The following is a 23,115-nucleotide window of genomic DNA, read 5'->3' on the forward strand; positions in this document are numbered from 1 at the left end:
CATGAGAAAGCCCATATAAATGGGTAATGTACAAGTTGCTGTAGAAGCATGTTTAGTTCGTCTGATCACAGATACTTTATAAACTATTTTAATACTTTTTTGAATCCGTCAATGCGTAAGTCCTAATATATATAAAACTTAAGCATAAATTTCCCCATAAGTACTTTGGTTCATTCCAATATTCAAATGAATCTTGCCAATACTGCCTTAATTCCTTAAGTACATGGATATGTAGATGCCCCTGTTCTAACCGTGACTCTGTACTCTCAATTTTTCTAGGCAGTACGATCCGTTTAGTATGTGGATTTAGCTTAATTCTGTATGATTTTTTATCTACATTCTGGTTGAATTGCTTCCTTCTTTTATTAAATTCATCTTCAGTAAATTGCATCAGTTTTGATTGTTCGTCTCGGCTCAACTTTTGACTCAAACAATCAACACTATCTTTAATGTCATGCCATTTTTCAGCGATCTGCTGATCAAGTTTTTGCTGCATTTCTTTCGTCAATACTTCAGGTGGAGAAGGCTGTCTATCTAGCGACTTTTTCACCATTTTATGAATATCAACAAATAGATCATCTAGTTGTGGTTTTATTAGTTCTTTGATTTTTTGCATACAACTATTTTCGCTCTAAGTGTTTAATCGATAAAGATTTGACATTATCTTGCAATTGCTGGCGGGCTTGCTGTACATAGACATTCGGGATAAGTGAAGAATGCGGATGAAAAGCCTCTCGGTCACGTTGGTCATGACCATACAGGGCCTGAATTAAGTGAAAAGCTAATGCTGGTTTACCCTCTTGCTGCTCATGCATCAAAAAGTTCATGTCAAAATGACGTAACCAATTCGAATACATATTCTTTGGAAAGACTCCTTGCATATATGAATTCACCCATTTTCTCGATAAAGGGATTAACTTAATTTTCCTGCTCTGCCATTCTTTGACAGTTATCGGCAAGATATCTTTACTAAAAATGACCTTACCAAAAAGATCATTTACAGTTATCTTCTTCTTTGCAAAGACTTGTCTAAAAAATGAACCGTACGCTTCAATAATTTGTTCTAAAAAGGCAGTGTAATTTTGCAGTGTTTTTATGAAAAAATCAGATAATGGGATAAAGCGACCATCCTTTCTTGCCTTACTATTTTTCTTATCATTCACATATAAAAGCTTGAGCTCAACACAATAATCATCCAAATTCCCCAACAGGTTTTTTTTAGGCCGACTTGCCAAACTCAACAAACTGATATGCCACATCCAACACGCATATGCATTAAGTTGATTAATAATGTGCTTATCTTCTTGGATGTTTTCGTGACAATGTCTATGTAAAATATGGAATTGCTCTTTCACAAAATTGGGTTCAAGTGCCAGTTGGCTCCCTATCCTTCCTATAGATAATGCAGATTGCACTTTGAATTGTTGTTGCAATATTTTTAGTTCAGCCGTGTCTTCAGTAAAATGTGTGGAATGTGGTGTAAGTGCTTTTTCTAAAAAGGCTAGATATGTGCTACTGAGTTGAGTTTTCGGTAGCCCGCCATAATAGATACCAGGCATGTGATGCTGACTATCCCGCCCAGCAATTACATGAGCAAGATATTCATTATATGTTTCATAATATATATGAAAATATAATTGAGCCTGCAGTTTTTCTACAGTGATCGAACCTACAAACCGATTATCAAGCCAATTCTTAAGCTTGGTATTAATATAAGCTGAAGATATAGATGGATTATCTCCTTGCTCGATGTAGTCAAACCATGCCGCAGGTAGATGTAGTTGATGCGACATCTCTTCATTCCATCGCACATGATTAAGACGCTGTATTTTCTGCTCTGAAATTTTTAAATCTAAATTGAGTAAATATTCCCGTCGTTTTCGTGAACCTTTTTGGATCAAAATTCCATCTTGAATAAGCTCGTTAAAATTCATCAGTGCAACGGGTGATAATCCTGTCAACAGTGATAATAAACATGCAGCAGCTATTGCAGCATCTTTCCAGTTTCCAAATAATTCGGCTCTTAGTACATATACAACTTGCTTCAGTACGTCCGGCGCTAAATAATGAGGATTTGTAATAAATGGAGCATGCCGGCGTTGGCGATGACGCGTGTAATGCGCAACATAATCACTAATTATATGATTAAATTGTTTAGTCTTTTCATCTTCTGAATATAACTCTACTTCAGCGTCTGCAAGCTCAATTTCACCATCTTCATCTTTGTGAAGAGCGGCATCATGAAAACTGATTTTTGCGTTATATCCGACATCTTCTTGCTTACCTGATTTTATTTCACGAAATATTCTGACTTCGTTTTTAGTTGGCCATTGTAAAGCTTTCCGTTCTTTTGACTTACGTTGACGATGAACAACACTACGATCATCTAGTCGTATAAATATGATCAATAGTGCCGATAAATATTCAATTACTTTTATTTCTTGAAAATCATTAATATTAAAAAGTTGATTACGATCCTCGTTTTTCAAGCTACGTTCGTACATGACATAACGATTTAATAGCTTACTGCATTCTTCAAATAATTCAGCATTACTAGAATGCAGCACATATCGTGATACATAACGCAAGAGATCACAGACCTGTTTTTTCTTATTCTCACCTTTAGGAATTTTTGAAAAATCTTGGTAATGTCGATAAGTTAAAAAACTTGCTTGCAGAATCAGATAACGTTGAGACGTTAAATTTTGCGTATTACTAGTATCAGGAGATGCAAAATAACTTAAACAAGCTAGCAAATAATAATTACCAATTTGCCTCGTACTAGATATATAGCCGTATATCTGTTGCGCCTTCTCATATAGCGCATGAACTTTTTCATACAAATCATCTGATAGATCGAGAAATTGTGTATTCACAACTTCATCACGTAGCAGACAATAATCTTGTTGAAATTCTTCTGCTAACTCTAAAAATCGCTTTTCTCGTTCAGTCATTTGCATATTCATTTTCAATTAAATTTTTATCGAGTTGTATGTGTAAAATTCATTTAAATCCGCACAATTTGGTATGAGTTGATCTTTTATTGAATTTTTTGTCAGCTTAAAAAATCGAGCAAAAAATTTTGCATCTAACTCTTTTTGGGCTTTTCTCTCAAAGCATGAATGTTGCTGTGATTTTTCGATAAAATAATCCAGATTTTGTATCAACTGTATGATTGCAACATAATTAGAATGCACACGTAATCCTCGCTCCGTTTGCATCAATAGCAAAATTTTTTGCCAAATTTTGACGTAGATTACTTTGAACTTTGCTTGTACTACGACTTTCTGACTCTGTTTAATCTTTTTGATTTTCAATAATTCTGAATTGATTTTCACCATCTCAATCTGAATATCTGGCCGATCAAAGCAAAAGGGCATGATAAATTGCCCCATAAATATCTCTATATTTTTTACTAAATAGTCAAATTTTAACATTTTTATCGATATAAAAAATGAGCATATCTTTGTATATTAAAATTCATTTAATTTATCAACTAAATTTTCTCAAAATTACAATTATCAACAAATACATATGGTTTACTTATCATGGGTGGTCTAAATTTTAAAAATTCTTCCACTTTTTTTTAGTTTTCTGTTATTACATGAAACAATACCGTTGTATTACATTTTGAAATGCTGTGTATGCAGCATTGATCAAAAAGATTCTCTGCTATACTTACTTCACGTGTAGCATCAATGGAGTTTCGAAATGCTCAGAACCACTGAACAGAAAAAAAAATATATTCAAGCGACACGTGCGCAAAACTATCAAGCCAGCCTAAAGCTTGAAGGCATTACAACGACAGCTCAAACAACTCAACAAAGTAAAGCTGAAATCTTGCAAAAATATAAGAAGTATTCGCAACCCGAAACTTAGTCAGGTGCATGTATGGATAAATATGGGGAAATGGGTGACAGCCTGTATTGTTACCCTGGCACAAATATCCTAAAGAACAAACTCAATATTCATGATGAACAAATTTTAGAACAAGCTGAACTAGAACTGTCTGGATTGGCAAGTAACTTAATTGAATATGCTGAACCACCTTACGACTTACAATACTTAAAATCAATTCATGCGCAGCTCTTTGGCGACTTATACGACTGGGCAGGAAAGTTAAGACAAATCGATATTTCCAAAGGTGACACCCGTTTTTGTAATTTTTCCCGTATTGAAATTGAAACCAATAAACTACTCAAAACGCTTCAAGAAAAAAAATACTTTCAAGGCTTAGCACCACAACAACTGATTCCTCAACTTGCCGACTTGTATTGTGAGCTTAATGTCATACACCCATTCCGTGAAGGTAATGGACGTACACAACGGATTTTCTTTGAGCATCTGATTGCTCATTGTGGTTATGGTATTGATTGGTCTCGCATTGACTCTCAACAACAATGGATTCAAGCCAATATTGAAGGTTTTTATGGTAATTTAAATCCATTAATTAAGATTTTTGAAATATGCTTTATTCAAAATACCTAAAATTTAAGTAGTCGAAGCCCACAATCCTTAATGAGCCATCATCTTTGCTTCAATCCACTGATTAATTTCCCAAATAAACCAACAATCACGATTCTTAGAAATCTTAATACTCTTCGGGTAATTTAGGATCGTAATATTCAGATTACTTATCCAGAATTGAATAGATCGTTAACTTAGATAGACTTTTAAGCAATGTAACTTGCCGCATGTTTATCAACATATGTCTCAAAAAAGTCTGCCCATACATAGATTTATGGCGTTTAGTGCTTAAATTTCAGATTAATCTTCGTCTGATGACCTGAATGGATGTTACAGATTACATGCAGGTGAATTACTCTGTGGCTGTATCATGGCTTTTGTGCAATCCAATCCATTTGATCCGAATGTTCTCTTTTGCAATAAAGCAGCCTCTTCTGCTTTTCCTGAACCAACGAACTATGTCATTGATTTGATTCAACCGACAACAGTGATGCTGAATCAAATCTCCAAAGAAGGGATTAAATGCAAGAAATGTGGTAAGAAAAAGATAGGGGATGGAAGTTATTATCCGTCTAATTGGAACCAGCCCATGAGTCGAGATCAGTTGAGTAAGAATCATTTTAAATGAATAAGAGAAGGATGGCTTACCTCACTTCTCCGAATAACAATGCTATGCTTTTCAACCAAGGTTATAAATTGGCAACTACATTTCATTCTTCTTCATGCTGGTCCTATAGCCTGTAGACAATTACTACATCATTTGCATTCAATGCTCAATACAGCCTGTCAGCAGAACCGCAGCGATACTTTTTTTCGTGCATACATGTAGTGTTTAAATCCATTCATTTTTCAATGATCCTCTGCCGTTTATCACATTTATGGTCGATCTTTAACCTTGTGAAAAATGCACATACCGATCCCTTCAAACTGTCAAATTTATGTATGCATGACATTTAAAGAAAATTATCTGATCAATTTTTTTAGGTAAAATTCATCAAGAAAAAAGTTATTATTATTCATAACATCACCAATAACCACATAAAAACAATAATTTAATAAATTATTCTTCCAATTTTTTTATATTTAGTGTTATTGGAGCGTCTGACCTATATTAGTAGTCACGCAATGGGTGCCCTCTCCTTTGAACCTTGTGTTGCTGACATGCAAACCTCAGAAAATATCCCTTTACAACAACTGGCCCAGGAAGTTCAAGAAGTACTCAAAGGTGAAGGTGGTGAATTTCTACAGCATTTATTGGTCATGGGTGGCTCCCCTCAAGGTGCCAGACCAAAAGCGTTGGTTTACCGAGATCCTGTCAATTTAGAGTTTTCGACTCAAGATTCTGATCAACATGAAGCCTGGCTGATTAAGTTCCCTGCTCAGCAAGAGCATCCTGAAGTCTGCGCCATTGAAGCCGTCTATGCAGAATGTTTGCGACTTTGTGCAATTGAGACTCCAGATACCCATTTCTTTAATTTGCCCAATGGTTTAACGGCTTTTGCTTCTAAACGATTCGATCGTCAAAATGGTATGCGGATTCCAATGCAGAGTTTGGCTGCATATACAGGAGCAGACTATAAAGTTCCAGGTAGCCTAGACTATCGCAATTTTCTCCGGGCAACCTTGATGTGTACGCAAGATGTACGAGAAAGATTGCATGCTTTTAAACGTGCTGTGTTTAATGTGCTTTTCAATAATCGGGATGACCATACTAAGAACTTTTCATTTCTCATGGAGAAAAATGGTCAATGGAAATTGGCTCCAGCCTATGATGTGACCTTCTGCGAGGGTCCAGGTGGTTATCATCAAATGGACATTATGGGAGAAGCGCTCAATATTTCCCGAAATGACATACATAAACTCGGTACTTCAGAAGCTAATCTGACTACTCTAGAAGTCGATGAGATCATCTTGACCATGCGTGAAATTGCACTTCAATTTAGTCAAATTGCGCAGCGCCTGTATCCCCATCAAATTCGAGAATCTACCCTACAGATGATTCAATCACGGATTCAACAGAATATTGATTTTTTAACTGAAACCTAAGCGTAAATATAAACTAAGCGCCAACCATCAACTGCAAATAGACTTTGATATAGTTAGTCGCTACATAATCTGTAGAACCTGTGAATTAGCTCTCTTTATAATCACGAATATTAGATGGATCACCGCCAAGATATATTCTGCAAACGTGAAATCACTACATCCAGATCGAAAATCACTAAGAAAAAACTGTCACCAAAAAAAGGTCTGCACTATGGATAGATGCAGACCAAACTCTGGATAACTACCAGCACGAGAAATATGTCGCAATTTTGCATAGACATGAATTTGATAAAATCAGCCCAGAAAGCCAGAAATTCATAAAAACTATTTCATCAATCCCCTATAACTTAATCACGTTCATGGTCGATCTTAAATCTTGTGAAAAGTACTCATGCTGACCTAGCCAAACTGTAAAACTCATGTATTCATAGCCTTTAAATGAATCTTTCAATCGGTATATTTAAGGTAAAAACTAGTAATCAGAAGTTATTATCACCCCCATATAAAACAAGGATCAACTTAAAAACAATAACTTAGTAAATTATTCTTCCATTTTTTTTATATTTAGTGTTATTAATTCTTGGTTTAAAGAAAAGGGACAACGAACGAATTTCTTTTGTGAAACTTCTAGATTCTTAACTCTTTTATCTGCTCCAGATATGAAATTTTCAACCAGTTTATCCTGATCTAAAAGCTTGTTAGCGGCAGTGTAAAAATGACCCTCTAATGACATTTAAAACTGCCCCCTTGTTGTGTTTTAGTTGTAATTTAGTGGTGACAACTAAGCTGCCGTTCCTAATTCTTCAGCCAATTGCTCTGCTTGTTCCAAGACAGTCTCTGTCGCCAGTAAAGCCATATCAGGTGGATAACCGTACTTCTTCAGCAAGCGTTTCACGATGACTCTGAGTTTCGCTCTCGCAGATTCCTTAACAGTCCAATCCAAGGTTACATTCTTACGAATCGAGTCTGTGAGGACAACTGCAAGCTCTCTAAGAATATCCTTTTGCATCAACTCTCTAGCACTGTCATTGTCTGCGACTGCTGAGTAGAACGCATATTCGTATTCAGTCAGGTTGAGTTCTTCTGCCAGCTTGTCTGATTCTTGGATGGCTTTAGCCAACTTGATGAGTTCATCAATCACTTCGGCTGCAGTCAGTACCTTGTTCTGATAGCCCTTGATTGCAGAACTCAGCATATCCATGAGCTTTTTACCTTGGGTGACACTGCGCTGTTCTCTTACCTTGATCTCATCACCAAGGAGCTTCTTCAATGTTTCAAGTGCAATGTTCTTATGCTGATAGCCTTTCATCTCCTGCAAAAACTCATCTGAGAGAATTGAGATGTCTGGCTTCTGGATTCCTGCTGCATCGAAGATGTCGACCACTTGTTCAGTAACAAGTGCTTGGTCAATGGTTTGCTTCACTTTGGCTTCAAGCTCAGCATTACTCATGCCTGAGACGTTGCCTGAGCCATCACTGAACTTCGCAAGTCGCGCTTTCACTGCTTGGAAGAAGGCAACCACTGGTGCTGCTTCCATCGCATGAGGATGAGGCACCGCTAAAGCAAACGCCTGTGACATCGCTGCAACTGCTGTCAGGAAGCGAGTCTTACCTTCTCCTTGGTCTACACCTAAGATGTGTTCTTCTGCTTCAAGGATAATATTGAGCTTACGAGAAGTATTGGCTGTGAAGTATTCTTGGTAATTGAAGCCATGCATGATGCCATCAATCACTTCGAGCTTCTCTTGTAGAATGGTTGCAGCTTCGTCTTGAACCAGTGCAGGATCACCCTTACCACCTGCTTCAGAGTAAAATGAAAGTGCTTCTTTCAGGTCAGATGCGATACCAAGGTAATCGACAACTAAGCCACCAATCTTGTCTTTGTAGACTCGGTTCACTCGTGCAATCGCTTGCATGAGGTTATGGCCTTTCATTGGCTTGTCGATGTATAGCGTGTGCATACTCGGTGCATCGAAGCCAGTCAGCCACATATCACGAACAATCACCAGTTTCAGCTTGTCATCATTGTCCTTCATACGATTGGCCAGGATTTGGCGTTGTTGCTTGGTCGTATGGTGTTTAGCAATCTCCTTACCATCAGAAGCAGATGAGGTCATCACCACCTTGATCACACCATCGTTTAGATCATCGCTATGCCATTCTGGTTTGATCGCTACAATTTCGTTGTAGAGGTCGACAGCAATCCTGCGGGACATGCTGACGATCATGCCTTTACCTTGGTTTGCATTAGCTTTCAGACGTTGTTCAAAGTGTTCTACGATGTCTTTGGCAATCGCCTTGATACGCTCTTTACTGCCGATCAGTCCTTCGACCCTTGCCCACTTCGCACGCTCTTTTTGTGTTTGGTTTAAGTCGTCTTCACTGAACTGTTCGTCGAAGTCTTCAATCAGCTCTTTGCCTTCCTCACTGATGGCAATCTTAGCAAGTCGGCTTTCATAGAAGATCCGAACCGTTGCACCATCTTCAACAGCTTGCGAGATGTCATAGATGTCGACATAGTTACCAAACACTGCAGGTGTGTTGACATCCGTTTTCTCAATTGGTGTACCAGTGAAGCCAAGATAAGTGGCATTCGGTAAAGCATCACGCATGTACTTGGCAAAACCATAGACTGTACGTTTACCTACCACCTTACCATCATCATCTTTGACATCGACCTCTTTTGCATTGAAGCCATACTGCGAACGATGTGCTTCGTCTGCTATTACGACAATATTGGTTCGGTCTGAGAGTTGCTCATAGACACTGCCACCATCATCAGGTTGGAACTTCTGGATAGTGGTGAAGATCACCCCACCTGAACCAACCTTGAGTAGCTCTTTGAGTTCTTCTCGATTCTCTGCTTGCTTTGGTGTCTGGCGCAGTAATTGGCTGGATGCAGCAAAGGTTCCAAACAGTTGGTCATCCAGATCGTTCCGGTCTGTGATCACGACCACTGTTGGGTTATCCAAAGCCAAGACAATCTTGCCTGTGTAGAAGACCATAGACAGAGATTTACCCGAACCTTGGGTATGCCATACTACACCTGCCTTTTTGTCACCTACTGCCTGCTGTTGAACCAGTTCCAGTTTGCTTCTGCCTTGCTGCTGCATTGCGACTTCTGCAGACTTCGAGTCCGAGTTTACTGCAGATGCACGAATAGTAGAGAGGACTGCTGCATTCACTGCATAGTACTGGTGGTAAGCAGCCATCTTCTTAATAGTTTTGATGGTGATCAAACCATTGGCATCTTCTTGTTTGCTGGATTCAAATACAATGAAGTGTCTGATCATGTCGAGTAATGTGACTGGATTGAGCAAACCATGTAGCAAGACTTCAAGCTGTGCTTGAGTACTTTTGGCTTTGGTTTGACCATTACTGGTCTTCCATGCCATGTAACGACTCAGGTCTGCTGATACAGTGCCTGCTTTCGCCTCTAAACCATCAGAGATGACGTTGAAGGCATTGTAGGTAAACAGACTAGGGATTTGGCTTTGGTAGGTCTGTATCTGCTTATATGCGCCTTCTATAGTGGCATTCTCGTCTGTGGCATTTTTAAGCTCAATGACCACTAAAGGTAAGCCATTCACATAGATGATAATGTCAGGTCGTCTTGTCCAACGATCTTCTTTGATGGTGACTTGGTTTACGACAAGGAATTGGTTATTGCTTGGATTATTGAAGTCAACAAGCCAAGCATATTCACCTTGGGTGTTACCATCCTTGCTCACTTCAATGTTGATGCCTTCAGTAAGTAAGCGGTGGAATGCCTGGTTGTTGCTGAGCATATCCGGGGAGTGCAGATTGGTGACTTGCTTCAGTGCTTCAATGCATTTGTCTTCGCTCAAATGAGGATTCAGACGTTGTAATGCTTCAAGTACCTTGGCTTCTAGGATGACCTGCTTATAGCTTCGTAGAGGGTTATTTCCTTTGGATTCAATTTCTGGTCCATACACATAGGTATAACCCATTCCCTCTAGTTGCTCTATCGCCATCAGCTCAATGTCTGATTCAGTCATCTTAGTCACTATCCTCCCCCCCTTGCTCACTTCTTCTTTATTCAGTATGTACGTTGTAGCCGTAATTCGTTGTCATTTCTTCTAGTGTTCCATTGAAATCGCCATGACACGCATGAGCATAAATTTCAGCATCCGACATCAAAACGCCTGGTACACCTAGATCTTTGTTCAATGGAACTACTGTCACTTGTCCTTCCATACGAACTGTCGGCTTCTCAATAGAGCAAGTAATTTGGATTGTATGAGTAGCATCATTCCACTCAGTAGACTCATCCTCCCACCCTTTGCTTCCACCCAACAAGGTCAATTCGATATCTACGTCATTTGGAGTTTGGCTTAATATTTCAAATCCTTTGACCTGTGCAACAGAACATGGATCACGATAGCAAAATTCCATGACTTTACCGACTTGAGCACCAGAGTGATTAAAGACCGTTTGAGATATTGTTGGTCGATCTTGTACTTTTGCCTCAAGTACTTGTTCGCTTGATGTATCTTGAAGATTAGATTCTTGATCCAAAGCGACTGAATTCTGATCTAGGTCTAAAGCTAATTTGGTTACCTTCCAACTTAAGCCATTACGATGCATAATGACTTTCAGCTTCTTGTCTGTATCCAATCGCTTAAGCGTTAACTCAAAATCATTAATAGTTAAATATCGAGTACTCGACTCAAACTTTACATTCTGTTCTTGCTTGACATCTTCAGTTGCCAAATCTTGCTTAATTGCATCACGAATATCCTTACCTTGAAGCATGAGTGTTACACCCTCAGGTGTCACCATGGCATCAACGACTTTATCCACCATAGCAACAGCCAACATTTCACCTAATGCTTCCCAACCATCACTATTGCTATTCGCCATGTCCTTCATAACACTGGCTTTCACCTGAGATTTAAAGCTTTCTCGAACGCTTGGATAATCAATGTAGGTTGATAGCTTTTCAGTATCACCTGCTTCTGCTGCTTTCTTAATGTTATTGATGGCGAGATATGGCGAAGCATACAAATAGCCACAGATCACGACTACGATTGCAATTAAAGCCCCTATTAGCTTCTTGTTCATGTTTACCCCTGGATGTAAAAAAGGTGAAGCCACAATAGGCTTCACCTCAAAAATTAAGCTGCTGATTCTTGTTTAAATTGCACGCGTACTTCACCACTCATCAGTTTGGGAAGCAGGGTGTCGCGGAGTTTTTCTAATGTTTGGATTTGTTCGAAATTTGAGTTGATCTTATTGAACACTTCCGAAGTTATTGTGTGATAAGACATTATAAGCTCTGTTGGAGGTAATCTAATATCAATCTTCTTAAGATGTGTAGGTCCAAAATTAAGTTGTACACTTCCACTAGCAGTGGTCTCAAGCTCTTCAAGAAAAACTCTTGACTTTAAGTAAGAGTACATAAATTCTCTGTATATATCTTGCTTAGGGCGAAAACGTATGACGCTAGTATTGAGACATAGAGGTAGGTGATACTTTCTAATGATCGCACTCTTTCCTAGGGTTCCAGATGTTGAGACTATTAAATCACCTTCTTCAAGCATGAAGTGCTTATACTTTCCGAATGCTTCTTCCTCAGAAATCTTATTAGCACTATTTACGTTCACCTCTCCCACATCGATCAGACGAATGTTAATGAAGTTCACTCCATTCTCTACATATTGCCAATTTCTAATCCCTGGACCCTCTAAAAAGTCAAAAATACGACTTAAAGGAGTTACTTCCCAATCCTCTTTCGCTTCCTCAATAAACCACTGACGAAACAGTGTTTCAGCCATGGCTTCCAAGGTTTTGTTCTGACGATGTAATAAGTCAATCTTATCATCCAATGATGAAAGGACTGAGGCTATGGCTTTTTGTTCAGGGAGAGGTGGATATGAAATAGGGATATCTTTAAGAATTTGCGTATTGATAGATGGCATTGTTGCACCAACAGCAATATTCAAAATGTATTCTCTAAATTTTTCTTGCCTAAAAAAATAGCTCAAGAAAAGAGAGTCAACCTCTACTGTAGATACGCGTACTCTCAGCATTCGAGAAGAGAAGAGCCAACCTTGATTCTCGGGTTTTACATATGCACTCAGATCAACTGATCCCACACGTGTAAAGACGATGTCACCTGCATTTAGAGAATACCTTGCTAAGCGTTGTCTATCATCCTCAGTAACTGAAGGATAATCAATGTTTTGTATCCGAAAAGCATTAATGTGCTCAACAGTAATTACAGGTGTACCTCCTGTAATGTATTGCTCATTCTTAAGTTGGCTACCAAAAGGACCTGTTTGCACTTCTGCAATCGAGCCCAACAAACATTGTTTCCAATCGCTCATACAATCACCTTTGCCAAGTTCTCAGCAATAGCTTGGTTCAACTTCGCTTCCTCTACAAGCTGTGCTTCAAACTCTGCCTTAAGGCTAGTGAAGCGTTCCTTAAAGTCAAATTCATCTTCGTCATCAGCTAAACCAACATAACGACCTGGGGTGAGTACATAATCAAGCTCTGCCACTTTCTCAAGCGGTACAGATGCACAGAAGCCTGCAACGTCTTCGTACTCACCGTCTTTGTTACGCCAATTGTGGTAAGTGTCAGTAATCAACTTGATGTCTTCATCCGACAACACCTTGGTTCTGCGGTTAATCAGATGACCTAAGTTACGAGCATCAATGAACAGAATCTCATTGCTACGGTCTTTGTACTTGGTTGAACCAACACGGTCACGACGCATAAACCATAGAGCAGCAGGAATCTGGGTATTCAGAAACAGCTTTGCAGGTAGGTTCACAATACAGTCAATGACATTGGCTTCTGAAACCAAGGCTTTACGAATCTCACCTTCACCACTGGTTTTAGAGGTTAAAGCACCTTTCGCAAGGACTACACCTGCCTGACCTTTAGGACTCATGTGATACAAGAAGTGTTGCATCCATGCGAAGTTGGCATTACCTGCAGGTGGTACACCCAATGACCAACGAGCATCTTCTTTAAGTAAGTCACCACTCCAGTCAGAGACGTTGAATGGTGGATTAGCAATGATGTAATCCGCTTTTAGGTCTTTGTGTGCATCGTTGAGGAATGAACCCTCAGAGTTCCACTTCACATGCTCTGAGTTGATGCCACGAATGGCTAAGTTCATCTTAGCGAGTCGCCAAGTGGTTTGGTTACTCTCTTGTCCATAGATCGAGATGTCATCGACTAAGCCTTGATGAGACTCTACAAACTTCTCAGACTGAACAAACATACCCCCTGAACCACAGCAAGGATCGAATACACGTCCTTTGTATGGCTCCAACATTTCAACCAATAGGCTCACAATGGATTTAGGCGTGTAGAACTGCCCGCCTTGCTTGCCTTCAGCTAAAGCGAACTCACCAAGGAAGTACTCGAATACATGCCCTAGCACGTCGGCAGAGCGAGATTTCGCATCGCCTAGTGCAATGTTACCAATCAGGTCAATCAGCTCTCCTAAGCTCGTAGGATCGAGATTCTGACGTGCATAGACCTTAGGAAGTACGCCTTTGAGCTGAGGGTTGTCATTCTCAATAGCTTCCATTGCTTCATCGACTAACTTGCCAATGTTAGGTTGTTTTGCTTGGTTTAACAGGAATGACCAACGTGCATTCTCTGGAACAAAAAAAACGTTGTATGCAGTGTATTCATCACGGTCTTCTGGGTCAGCTCCGGCAAACTCTCCCTCACCTTCTACGAGTAAGTTGTAGTGAGCTTCGAATGTGTCGCTGATGTATTTGAGGAAGATCAAACCAAGAACAACATGCTTGTACTCTGCAGCGTCAATGTTCTTACGAAGTTTGTCTGCTGTTTTCCACAGAACGACTTCTAAGGGTTCTTGTTTGGTTTGCTTTGGAGCACGAGCCATAAAATCAACCTGCAATGAATAGCTTATCTAGTTTTAGTAAGGGAATAGTAACCAATTATCTGTGCATGCGTAAGCATGTAGATGACATTACTTGTCGTATATCTTTGAGATACCGAACTTATCGTAGTACTTGAATCTTGAAAGATTGGTTTTGTATTGATCAGAGATACTTGGATTGCCTCCACCTTTACTCTTACTTGGTTCAGCTTGGACAGGAAACTTGCTGTCGTTACTAAATAAGATGAGTATGTTGCTGAAACTCACCTTTTTTGGGAATGCGAGGATTCTCCAAAACCTTGATCAACTTCCTCTTCAATGGCTGCTTAATACTTGGATTCAGCTTGTTCCATTCTGCTAATGCTTCTTCTAAAAAATCTAACTTATAGGTCATCAATATTTACTAGTAAAAAGTGTAGCAAGTTGCTACACAGTCATATAACGTCTTTTCCAAATATTTCATTCAATCGTTTTCTATTTTCTTTTACAAAATTTGGATTATTTTTTAATTTATATTTCATTTCTTTCTTAAATTCACTCATTGAACTGCCAGCGACAGCAAAATCCATTTGGAACATAATATCATTCACTATCACATTTGCTTGAGATTCAGTTAAGCACCCTTCTGTCTTAAACCACTTACTAAACTGTTTATAATTTGGGTCGTTTGCATAGATGTACCAAGACCTTACGGTCATATCGAACTTCGCACCTAATTCTTTAACAAGCGCATTATCATCAAAATTGACATCTAAATAGATTTGAGTCTTATCATTAGCATTAGATACAACAGCTTCAGTGGCATGCCTATTAAGAATTTTAAATCGAACTCCAACAATAGGTCGACCTTTCTTGATGGTATCGTACTCTAATTGAAGACTAGTCCTTTCATTAATTTCTTCAATAATTTTGTCTAAAACGTATCGTCTAAAATCAACCCAACGATCGTATTTTTTCTCCCCAATATCAATTAGTGCTTTGATATTCTCAAGTGAAAGTTCAACCTCATAAGAATCTTGATTAGCATACTTAAATTCATTTTTGATAAAGTATGAATACAAACTCATACTAGTTACAGAGTCCAAAGCAAATAAATCTTTCAATTGATAGGTCGTAAAATTTCCATTTGCTAAACGAGTAAAATATGGAAGTACTTCACTGGTGAAACGTATCTGCAAAGCATTTTTAGCATCATCTTCCCAACGGAGTTCACGAATAATTGGTACTACTGAGTGTACTTTTTTAACTTTACGCTTATTATCATCCACGGGCTCTTCAATTACAAAATGAGCTACTCGTGATGATAATTCTTTATAAATACGATCAATAGCAACATTAATGGAATTCTTTTTATCTAATCCTAATAGTTCGCCTAAATCATCTTTATGCAAATAAATATAAGTTTGCTCTGTAATTTCACGATCTTGATTATTCTTCTCACCATAATTCGCAACAGCCATTGCATAAAGTAGAGCTTTATACTCATTAGATGATAATTCAATTGGTCTAATCAGACGGTTACTAGTGCTGACTACTCCATTATGTCGAATATTACCAATACAATAAGGTAGATGTTCTAATTCTTCTGGTTCGTTGTGATTGCTCATAAGTGGAAAGATTAAAATATTTTCTACATGTTATACACAAAAGTGGAAGAAGATGCAAACTGCTCACTATTTTCTCTTGCTTACATTAAATTAACTCAGTTTATGCCCATCAAACACCTTAAGAGTGGAAGAAGTGTCACTATTAAAGTGCAATTTTGATACTATTCAGCCTTATGGTGGAATAAATATGAAATTAAACACTTTTAAGTGACAATTCTTCCACCTTTGATTATTCATCCGTGCCGCTAAAGCAATCAATTTGAAAGTAGAAATAGCCTACAACACCACTAAAGTGGAATTAATAAACACATATTCCACTATTAAAGTGACAAACATTCCACCATTCCGGTATTCTTGACTATCAAACATCATGTTATCAATTAAATTTTATACAAATAGTTTATCCACAGAATAAAAAACATCTAATGACAAGTCTTCCACCTTTATTTTAAGAAAAACAAACTTATCAACATTATAAGTAATTGAATTATATTATTTTAAACTAAAAAATCCACGTTAAAATAAATAACAATGACAAGTCTTCCACCATAGTGACAAACCTTCCACTTATCGGTGACAGACCTTCCACTTATTAGTGACAAACCTTCCACTTATCAGTGACAGGCCTTCCACTTATCAATGACAGGCTTTCCACTTATTAGTGACACGCCTTCCACTTTAAAAACTCTATATATTTGTTTTTAAACAAATAAAATCTGTCTAATTATAATTAACTAATTAATATTAATTAATACTAATTAAAATTAGCTAGCTATATTTTTAAAAAAAGTTAAGAAATGTTTTTGCTACATCTTCTGAATTTAAAAGATAAAAATATGACAAAGGAACTGTAGCAAGTTGCTACAAATATCTTTATATTAAATGAAATCAAAGTAAATTCCTTAAGACAAATATGTCAACTAAAATCATTGCTGTAGCTAATCATAAAGGTGGTTGCGGGAAAACAACTACTGTAGTACATCTCGCTTCAGAACTTGCCGAATTAGGAAATAAAGTCTTAGTAATTGATCTAGATCCACAAGCAAATGCAAGTTTACATATAGGATTAAGACACCCTAGCGAAGTTGAAACTACATCAGCTGAATTACTTATTGGTGATATAAGTCTATTATCGGAAGCATTAGAAGAAGAAACAAAATTTAAAAATGTTTCCTTAATATATGGCTCATTAACTCTTGGTAAAACTGAAGATCAATTGAAAGATGATGCACCAAGACCATCCGAGGAACTTTCAAATAAATTGGAAATTCTAGAAGGATTATATGACTACATTCTTATTGATTGTCCTCCGAGCTTAAAATTACTAACCAGCAATGCTTTAGCCGCTTCGACACATGTTATTGTTCCAATTGAATCTGGTTCACAATACGGTCTCTATGGGGTTACTGATTTAATTAATCATTTAAGTAAAATTAGAAGAGTTAACCCTGAATTAGAACTCTTAGGTGCTTTATTAATTAAACATGATGAGCGTCAGAATGTATGTAAATTAATAAAAGATGAAGCATTTAATCAAGTTGGAGAATTATTGCATACCACAATTCCAATGAGCACTAAGGTTAATCAAGCTGCAATTTTGCAACAACCTTTATTATCTGTTGATAAAAACTCAAAAGTTCGAAAAGCTTTTGAAACTTTAGCACAAGAAATTGTTCGGCGTGTCGGATAATATAATTCTGGAAATACTATGGTAAGTAATAAAGAGCTATTGGCTAAACGTCTTCAGCAAAATACTCAAAAGCATCAACATGCCCAAAAAGAGCATATTAACGATGTCAAAGAGCTAAGACGTAATGTACAAATTACAGATATTCAGGCTAGCCCTAACCAGCCTCGAAAACTCTTTAATCAACAAGATATTGAAGATTTAGCAGCATCAATTGAGGAAATTGGACTATTACAACCAATTGCAGTTCGTAGAATAAATGATAAATATGAGTTGATTGCTGGTGAAAGACGATTGAAAGCCCACCAATTTCTCAATAAGAACACCATTGAAGTAATCATTATTGATGCATCAGATGAAGAAGTTGCTTTATTAACATTAGCTGAAAATTTAAAGCGAGAAGATCTGACAGATTATGAAATATATGTTGGATTAACTTCTTTGGATGAAGAATTAAAAAAAAATAAGCAGAAGTTAGCAAAGTCATTAGGTATGAATCGTGAAGATATGTATAAATATTTATCTTTTGAAAAATTACCTGGAGAGTTGATTGAAGATTTGGAAAAACAACCGTCATTATTAGCAAGGACCGCTGCTACAGCAGTGAAAAAGTTTCTATCAGATCATGAAGAAAACCATGAATATGCTAAAGCAGCATTATTCGAAGCATGGTCAAAATTGCTTAACAAAGAAGTTGAACAGACAAAATTGGCATCACTAGCTGAAAAAATCTTTAAGTCAAGAGAAACCAAAGAAGTTATTCAAACCTCAATTGTACATAAAATTGAATATGGTGGGAAAGTTGCTGGTAATATCAAATTTGACCATAATACATTAAAGGTATCTTTAAAAATCGGACAATTTGATGATCAAAATTTACAAGAATTAGAAACTTTCCTAAAACGAATGTTAGAGAAATAAAGTAAAAAATAGTGTAGCAACTTGCTACACTATTTTTTTAATTGAGTAAATTTATCTTTGTACATGACAAAAAAAGATAACTCATTGAAATAATGGCATAATACTTGTTTTCTGACGACGAATATGATGACTCATTTCAATGAGTTACATCTCATCTTAAACAAATATCTAAAGTGGAACAAGTCACATCTAAAATGTTTTACACTGATTATGCTGGCATTAATTGTAAAACAGACATGTAACCTTTCTTCTGCATCTAAAGCCTTACCCATCACGTGCTTACCACAATCATTTTATCGACGTGTACAACGTTTCTTTGCAGATCAGTATTTCGATTATCGTCAAATTTCTCAGTTAATTTTCAGGTGGTGTTTCAAAAAGTATGCTGAAACAAAGCAGGTTGAATTTTAATAAAATAGAGAAATGCGAATAACTCTAGAAATCAAATGTCCAACCTGCCTCAGTGACAGTATAAAGAAAAATGGCATCAAAGTAGATGGGAAACAAAACTATCAGTGTAAAGACTGTAAACGTCAGTTTATTGGCGACCATGCTCTGAGCTATCTAGGATGTAATTCAGGCATTACTCGAAAAATATTACAGTTGATGGTCAGAGGTAGTGGTATACGAGATATCGCTGAAGTTGAGCGAATCAGTATCGGTAAAGTTTTACGTACTTTAACCGAATCGACCTACCAAATTCAGCCTAAACAAAGTCATTATGAGTCTCTTGAAGTTGATGAGTTTTGGACTTTTGTGGGAAATAAGAATAATAAACAATGGCTTATTTACGCCTTCCATCGAGAAACAGGTGAGATTGTTGCTTATGTTTGGGGTAAAAGAGACTTAGCTACAGTTCAACGATTGAAGACAAAGCTTAAACAATTAGGTATTCACTACACCCGAATTGCAAGTGATCATTGGGACAGTTTCATAACTGCTTTTAAAAACTGCAAGCAAAGTATTGGTAAATTTTTTACTGTAGGCATTGAAGGTAATAATTGCAAAATAAGGCATCGAATTAGGCGCGGTTTTAGAAGGAATCGTAATTTTTCAAAAAAGATTGAAAACCATTTTAAAGCTTTCGACTTAACCTTTTTTACATCAATAATGGCTTCATTTAATGTCAGCATACTTTTTGAAACACCACCAATTTTCAATATATTTTCATTCGATAAAGTCCAATTAACTTTGGATAGAACCAACTGGAAATGGGGAAAACGAGACATCAATATCTTGATGTTAGCCATCGTCTATCGTGGAATAGCGATACCTATTGTTTGGACATTGCTCAATAAACGTGGAAATTCAGATACAAAAGAGCGTATTGCTTTGATTCAACGCTTTTGATTTTCTTCGGTGTTTTCCAGGAGATATACGCATTTATCATAAGTAATCGTCAGGCTATTCGTGACTCTGCGGGGTTCACGCCAAGTAAAAATATCATCTAATTCTTCGGCTGTTTCAGTGATAGGCCGATGTGGATTCTTAGGATTAAAAGCCAGCTTGGCGAACTTCTGATTGAACTGCTCAATGAAGCAGGGTAGCCAGGCATTAGCTTGCTCAATCGAACAGATACATTTCAGGTGCATCTCCTTGATCAGACGATCCTGAAGGGTTCTGTTAGCACGTTCCACACGGCCTTTGGCCTGCGGTGAATTAGCGAAGATGATATCGATTTCAGGGTGCTGAGTACACGTCCAAACTGGGTAATCTTAGTGTCTTTCTTGCTGCTTTGATTCACTCTAAAGACTGAATGTTTGTCGCTGTAAAATGCTAAAGGCTTACCGTGCTGTTCGACATATAAGCGTGTTGAAATCATATAGTCAAAGGTTGATTCTGACTCACAGAAGCGTAAATGCTGCAATTTTCCTGTAGCATCATCGATAAACACCAGCAGACAGCATTTAGCAGCGCGTCCTTCAAACCAGTCATGGTGTGAGCCATCAATTTGGATCAGTTCACCAAAGCAATCCCGGTTGTAACGAGGCTGATACGGGCGTTTCAGGCGCTTGGATCGAGGAATCCATAAGTCAGCTGCAATCATTCAAGAACGCAGGGTTTCTACTGAAAGATCGAATCCATGTACGGTGGTGAGCTTTTCATGCGCTAAAGTGGGTCCGAAACCATGGAGTTGGTCAGAAACAATATTAAGGCACTTGAGTCTGAGTTCTTCAGGAAGTTTGGAATTGCTGATTTGGCCACGACCGGCATGGGCTAATGCAGATGGACCTTGAGCTTTGTATTTCTGCAGTAAGCGTCTGATCTGACGTTCTGAAATATGAAGTAGCTAGGCAGCCTGGGATTGAGTTATGCGTTGATCGCAGATTTCCTGCAAGACCGACAATCGTTTAAGTTCTTTATCTGATATAGACACCAACATATCAAACCGTCCGCTAAGGAAATTGCAGAAGTGCATATTCTAAAAGCGGACATTTTTACTTTGGAGAAACCGGACATTTCTATTTTGGAGTTACAGTTCTTTAAAAAATTATTGTTTTTCATATAGTTAAAAAATTTCAACCACCCTAAAAAACAGCAAAAGGCCGATTTTGAAACAAGTCGGCTTTTTATTCAGCGAAATTGTCACTTTCAGCCAATAAAATTGACCAAAAAAAACTCTATTCAGCTTGAGCGATACAATTATGTGATACATTATTGTATATACAAATTTGAATGTTTTTTATGGAACAGTATTTCGAATGGGATGAGGCAAAGAATCGAAAGAATCAGAAAAAGCATGATATCTCTTTTGAAACTGCAAGCCTTGTTTTTGAAGATCCTCTACGGATCTCAATCCAAGACAGACATACCAATGGGGAAGAGCGTTGGCAAACCATTGGTAAGGTTAAAGGCGTACTGATGTTATTAGTCGCTCATACCATCTTTGATGAAGATGACTGTGAAATCATACGAATCATTAGTGCAAGACAAGTAACCAAAGCGGAGCGCAATCAATATGAGCATGGTTAGATATACACGCGAAGAGCTGAATGAAAATTTCAGCAACAAGCAAGATGCTGAAGTTGAACACTTGCTTGCTAAGGGAACGGTTCCTGACGATCAGCTAGATCTATCAGATATTCCTGAAATTACAGACTGGAGTAATGCTATTCGTCATGGGCAATTTTTTCGTCCAGTGAAGCAACAAACGTCAGTTCGTCTTGATGCGGATGTATTAGCATGGTTAAAAGCACAAGGAAAAGGTTATCAAACACGTATGAATAAAATTCTGCGTGAAGCAATGCTAAAAGATTTAAAAAATCATTAATAAAAATGGGAGCTTAGGCTCCCATTTTTAATTTAGTATAACGTGTATTATGCTAATTTTCTCTGTAAACGACAAATTTCATAGGGACCTTGTCCTATCAGGCTTTTTCTTCCTTAAAATTGCGAGCACTTTCTTAAATTTTTCTTTTTTTCCAAAACCAATCAAACGTAGAATAGCCATTTGAACATAGTCCAAACCGTAGCGAAATAAACTTACTGAAAGTCGTCCATGCTTCTTTCGTTTTATCGCTTTTTTTTTGATCATGTTGCCATTCACCTGTTAAATAGCACCAACAGAAACCGATCGCTCGCACTGCTATCAATTTCTTGACTCGTCTAGGGTCTGTTAAACGAGTATTTTCAAGATTGAATCCACGTCCTTTGAGACAACTAAATAAGGTTTCGATTTCCCAGCGTAATGCATAATCACGAATAGCAGAAGCATTAAACATAGGAGAAACAACAAGTAAAAGTTCTCGATCTTCTAATCGTAGCGCACTAATATACAGTTTCACTCGACCAACCCAAATACGTCGTTTACGACATTCAGTTTGACCAACTTGAAGATGATGAAATAAATCACTAATTTTATGATTCTTGGCTAAGTGATTGGTCACAATAAAGTTTTTTTAACACGTATACAGAAGCTAATGTCATTTTCAATTAACCATGTAAACCATTTCTCACCGATAAATTCTCTGTCTGCAAACACATTTACAATATGATCTTTACCAAAAATGGAGATAAAGCGTTGAATCAAAGCAATACGCTCTTTTGTATCTGAATTTCCACGTTTATTGAGCAATGTCCAAACAATAGGTATCGCTATTCCACGATAGACGATGGCTAACATCAAGATATTGATGTCTCGTTTTCCCCATTTCCAGTTGGTTCTATCCAAAGTTAATTGGACTTTATCGAATGAAAATATATTGAAAATTAACTGAGAAATTTGACGATAATTGAAATACTGATCTGCAAAGAAGCGTTGTATACGTCGATAAAATGATTATGGTAAGCACTTGATGGGTAAGGCTTTAGATGCAGAAGAAAGATTACATGTCTGTTTTACAATTAATGCAAGCATAATCAGTGTAAAACATTTTGCATGTGACTTGTTCCACTTTAGATATTTGTTTAAGATGAGATGTAACTCATTGAAATGTGTCATCATATTCGTCGTCAGAAAACAAGTATTATGCCATTATTTCAATGAGTTATCTTTTT

The 23,115-nt window shown here is 37.5% G+C and carries 15 protein-coding genes and 8 pseudogenes; 11 read left to right on the forward strand and 12 right to left on the reverse strand.

Features of this window, described 5'->3' with window-relative positions; translation table 11 throughout:
- Positions 1 to 124 precede the first annotated feature (124 nt).
- The 3 genes and pseudogenes from HYG88_RS14095 to HYG88_RS14105 form a co-directional block, all read right to left on the reverse strand.
- Positions 125 to 616, reverse strand: a pseudogene (locus tag HYG88_RS14095) (site-specific integrase); the annotation flags it as partial.
- Positions 617 to 620: 4 nt separating this feature from the next.
- Positions 621 to 2,960 carry a hypothetical protein gene (locus HYG88_RS14100; RefSeq protein WP_178883321.1) on the reverse strand — a complete coding sequence of 780 codons (2,340 nt, stop codon included), beginning with the start codon at positions 2,958 to 2,960 and terminating at the stop codon, positions 621 to 623.
- 12 nt (positions 2,961 to 2,972) lie between these two features.
- Entirely contained in the window at positions 2,973 to 3,437 is a 465-nt protein-coding gene (locus HYG88_RS14105; protein WP_032073110.1) for a hypothetical protein, read from the reverse strand.
- 274 nt (positions 3,438 to 3,711) lie between these two features.
- On the opposite strand from HYG88_RS14105, the gene HYG88_RS14110 reads away from it, so the two are divergent.
- The 4 genes and pseudogenes from HYG88_RS14110 to HYG88_RS14125 form a co-directional block, all read left to right on the forward strand.
- The gene (locus HYG88_RS14110) at positions 3,712 to 3,879 is read left to right on the forward strand and encodes a YhfG family protein (protein ID WP_002125865.1); all 168 of its coding nucleotides are present in this window, start codon (positions 3,712 to 3,714) and stop codon (positions 3,877 to 3,879) included.
- Positions 3,880 to 3,891: 12 nt separating this feature from the next.
- Positions 3,892 to 4,488 carry a putative adenosine monophosphate-protein transferase Fic gene (locus tag HYG88_RS14115; protein WP_004826955.1) on the forward strand — a complete coding sequence of 199 codons (597 nt, stop codon included), beginning with the start codon at positions 3,892 to 3,894 and terminating at the stop codon, positions 4,486 to 4,488.
- 349 nt (positions 4,489 to 4,837) lie between these two features.
- Positions 4,838 to 5,095, forward strand: a complete 258-nt coding sequence (locus HYG88_RS14120; RefSeq protein ID WP_004726728.1) for a hypothetical protein — start codon at positions 4,838 to 4,840, stop codon at positions 5,093 to 5,095.
- Between the two features lie 464 nt (positions 5,096 to 5,559).
- A pseudogene (locus HYG88_RS14125) lies at positions 5,560 to 6,513 on the forward strand (type II toxin-antitoxin system HipA family toxin); the annotation flags it as partial.
- Positions 6,514 to 7,054: 541 nt separating this feature from the next.
- Here the strand turns inward: HYG88_RS14125 and HYG88_RS14130 are convergent.
- The 7 genes and pseudogenes from HYG88_RS14130 to HYG88_RS14160 all read right to left on the reverse strand — a co-directional run bounded on the left by HYG88_RS14130 (position 7,055) and on the right by HYG88_RS14160 (position 16,010).
- Positions 7,055 to 7,246 carry a hypothetical protein gene (locus HYG88_RS14130; RefSeq protein ID WP_074163989.1) on the reverse strand — a complete coding sequence of 64 codons (192 nt, stop codon included), beginning with the start codon at positions 7,244 to 7,246 and terminating at the stop codon, positions 7,055 to 7,057.
- 48 nt (positions 7,247 to 7,294) lie between these two features.
- Positions 7,295 to 10,531: a type I restriction endonuclease subunit R gene (locus HYG88_RS14135; protein ID WP_074163988.1), complete on the reverse strand. Its 3,237-nt coding sequence runs from the start codon at positions 10,529 to 10,531 to the stop codon at positions 7,295 to 7,297.
- 37 nt (positions 10,532 to 10,568) lie between these two features.
- On the reverse strand, positions 10,569 to 11,597 hold the full coding sequence (locus HYG88_RS14140) for a DUF2939 domain-containing protein (RefSeq protein ID WP_074163987.1): 1,029 nt from the start codon (positions 11,595 to 11,597) through the stop codon (positions 10,569 to 10,571).
- 53 nt (positions 11,598 to 11,650) lie between these two features.
- On the reverse strand, positions 11,651 to 12,862 hold the full coding sequence (locus tag HYG88_RS14145; protein ID WP_074163986.1) for a restriction endonuclease subunit S: 1,212 nt from the start codon (positions 12,860 to 12,862) through the stop codon (positions 11,651 to 11,653).
- The gene (locus HYG88_RS14150; RefSeq protein WP_074163985.1) at positions 12,859 to 14,406 is read right to left on the reverse strand and encodes a class I SAM-dependent DNA methyltransferase; all 1,548 of its coding nucleotides are present in this window, start codon (positions 14,404 to 14,406) and stop codon (positions 12,859 to 12,861) included. Before HYG88_RS14150 ends, HYG88_RS14145 begins: the two co-directional genes overlap by 4 nt.
- Before the next feature lie 268 nt (positions 14,407 to 14,674).
- Positions 14,675 to 14,797: pseudogene (locus HYG88_RS14155) on the reverse strand (type II toxin-antitoxin system RelE/ParE family toxin); the annotation flags it as partial.
- A gap of 40 nt (positions 14,798 to 14,837) precedes the next feature.
- On the reverse strand, positions 14,838 to 16,010 hold the full coding sequence (locus tag HYG88_RS14160) for a replication initiation protein (protein ID WP_005155758.1): 1,173 nt from the start codon (positions 16,008 to 16,010) through the stop codon (positions 14,838 to 14,840).
- A 913-nt stretch (positions 16,011 to 16,923) separates the two neighbouring features.
- Between HYG88_RS14160 and HYG88_RS14165 the strand changes: the two genes are divergently transcribed.
- From HYG88_RS14165 to HYG88_RS14185, 5 genes and pseudogenes are all read left to right on the forward strand, one after another.
- Positions 16,924 to 17,700: a ParA family protein gene (locus tag HYG88_RS14165; protein WP_005166158.1), complete on the forward strand. Its 777-nt coding sequence runs from the start codon at positions 16,924 to 16,926 to the stop codon at positions 17,698 to 17,700.
- A gap of 18 nt (positions 17,701 to 17,718) precedes the next feature.
- Complete coding sequence (locus HYG88_RS14170) at positions 17,719 to 18,618, forward strand: ParB/RepB/Spo0J family partition protein (protein WP_005166156.1); 900 nt, start codon at positions 17,719 to 17,721, stop codon at positions 18,616 to 18,618.
- Positions 18,619 to 18,744: 126 nt separating this feature from the next.
- A pseudogene (locus HYG88_RS14175) lies at positions 18,745 to 18,981 on the forward strand (IS4 family transposase); the annotation flags it as partial.
- A 60-nt stretch (positions 18,982 to 19,041) separates the two neighbouring features.
- Positions 19,042 to 19,742, forward strand: a pseudogene (locus HYG88_RS14180) (IS1 family transposase).
- Between the two features lie 28 nt (positions 19,743 to 19,770).
- Positions 19,771 to 19,965 (forward strand): annotated as a pseudogene (locus tag HYG88_RS14185) (IS4 family transposase); the annotation flags it as partial.
- Here HYG88_RS14185 and HYG88_RS14190 read toward each other — a convergent pair.
- A pseudogene (locus HYG88_RS14190) lies at positions 19,962 to 21,001 on the reverse strand (ISNCY family transposase); the annotation flags it as partial. The pseudogenes HYG88_RS14185 and HYG88_RS14190 overlap by 4 nt on opposite strands.
- A 302-nt stretch (positions 21,002 to 21,303) precedes the next feature.
- Here HYG88_RS14190 and HYG88_RS14195 point away from each other — a divergent pair.
- Entirely contained in the window at positions 21,304 to 21,591 is a 288-nt protein-coding gene (locus tag HYG88_RS14195) for a BrnT family toxin (RefSeq protein ID WP_005155676.1), read from the forward strand.
- Positions 21,578 to 21,889 (forward strand): BrnA antitoxin family protein, encoded by a 312-nt coding sequence (locus HYG88_RS14200; RefSeq protein WP_005155677.1) that lies wholly within the window; start codon positions 21,578 to 21,580, stop codon positions 21,887 to 21,889. The genes HYG88_RS14195 and HYG88_RS14200 overlap by 14 nt, the downstream gene beginning before the upstream one ends.
- A 78-nt stretch (positions 21,890 to 21,967) precedes the next feature.
- On the opposite strand, the pseudogene HYG88_RS14205 reads toward HYG88_RS14200, so the two are convergent.
- Positions 21,968 to 23,059: pseudogene (locus HYG88_RS14205) on the reverse strand (IS4 family transposase).
- Between the last annotated feature and the right edge of the window lie 56 nt (positions 23,060 to 23,115).

It is taken from the genome of Acinetobacter sp. SwsAc4 (assembly GCF_013391535.1).
Taxonomy (GTDB): domain Bacteria; phylum Pseudomonadota; class Gammaproteobacteria; order Pseudomonadales; family Moraxellaceae; genus Acinetobacter.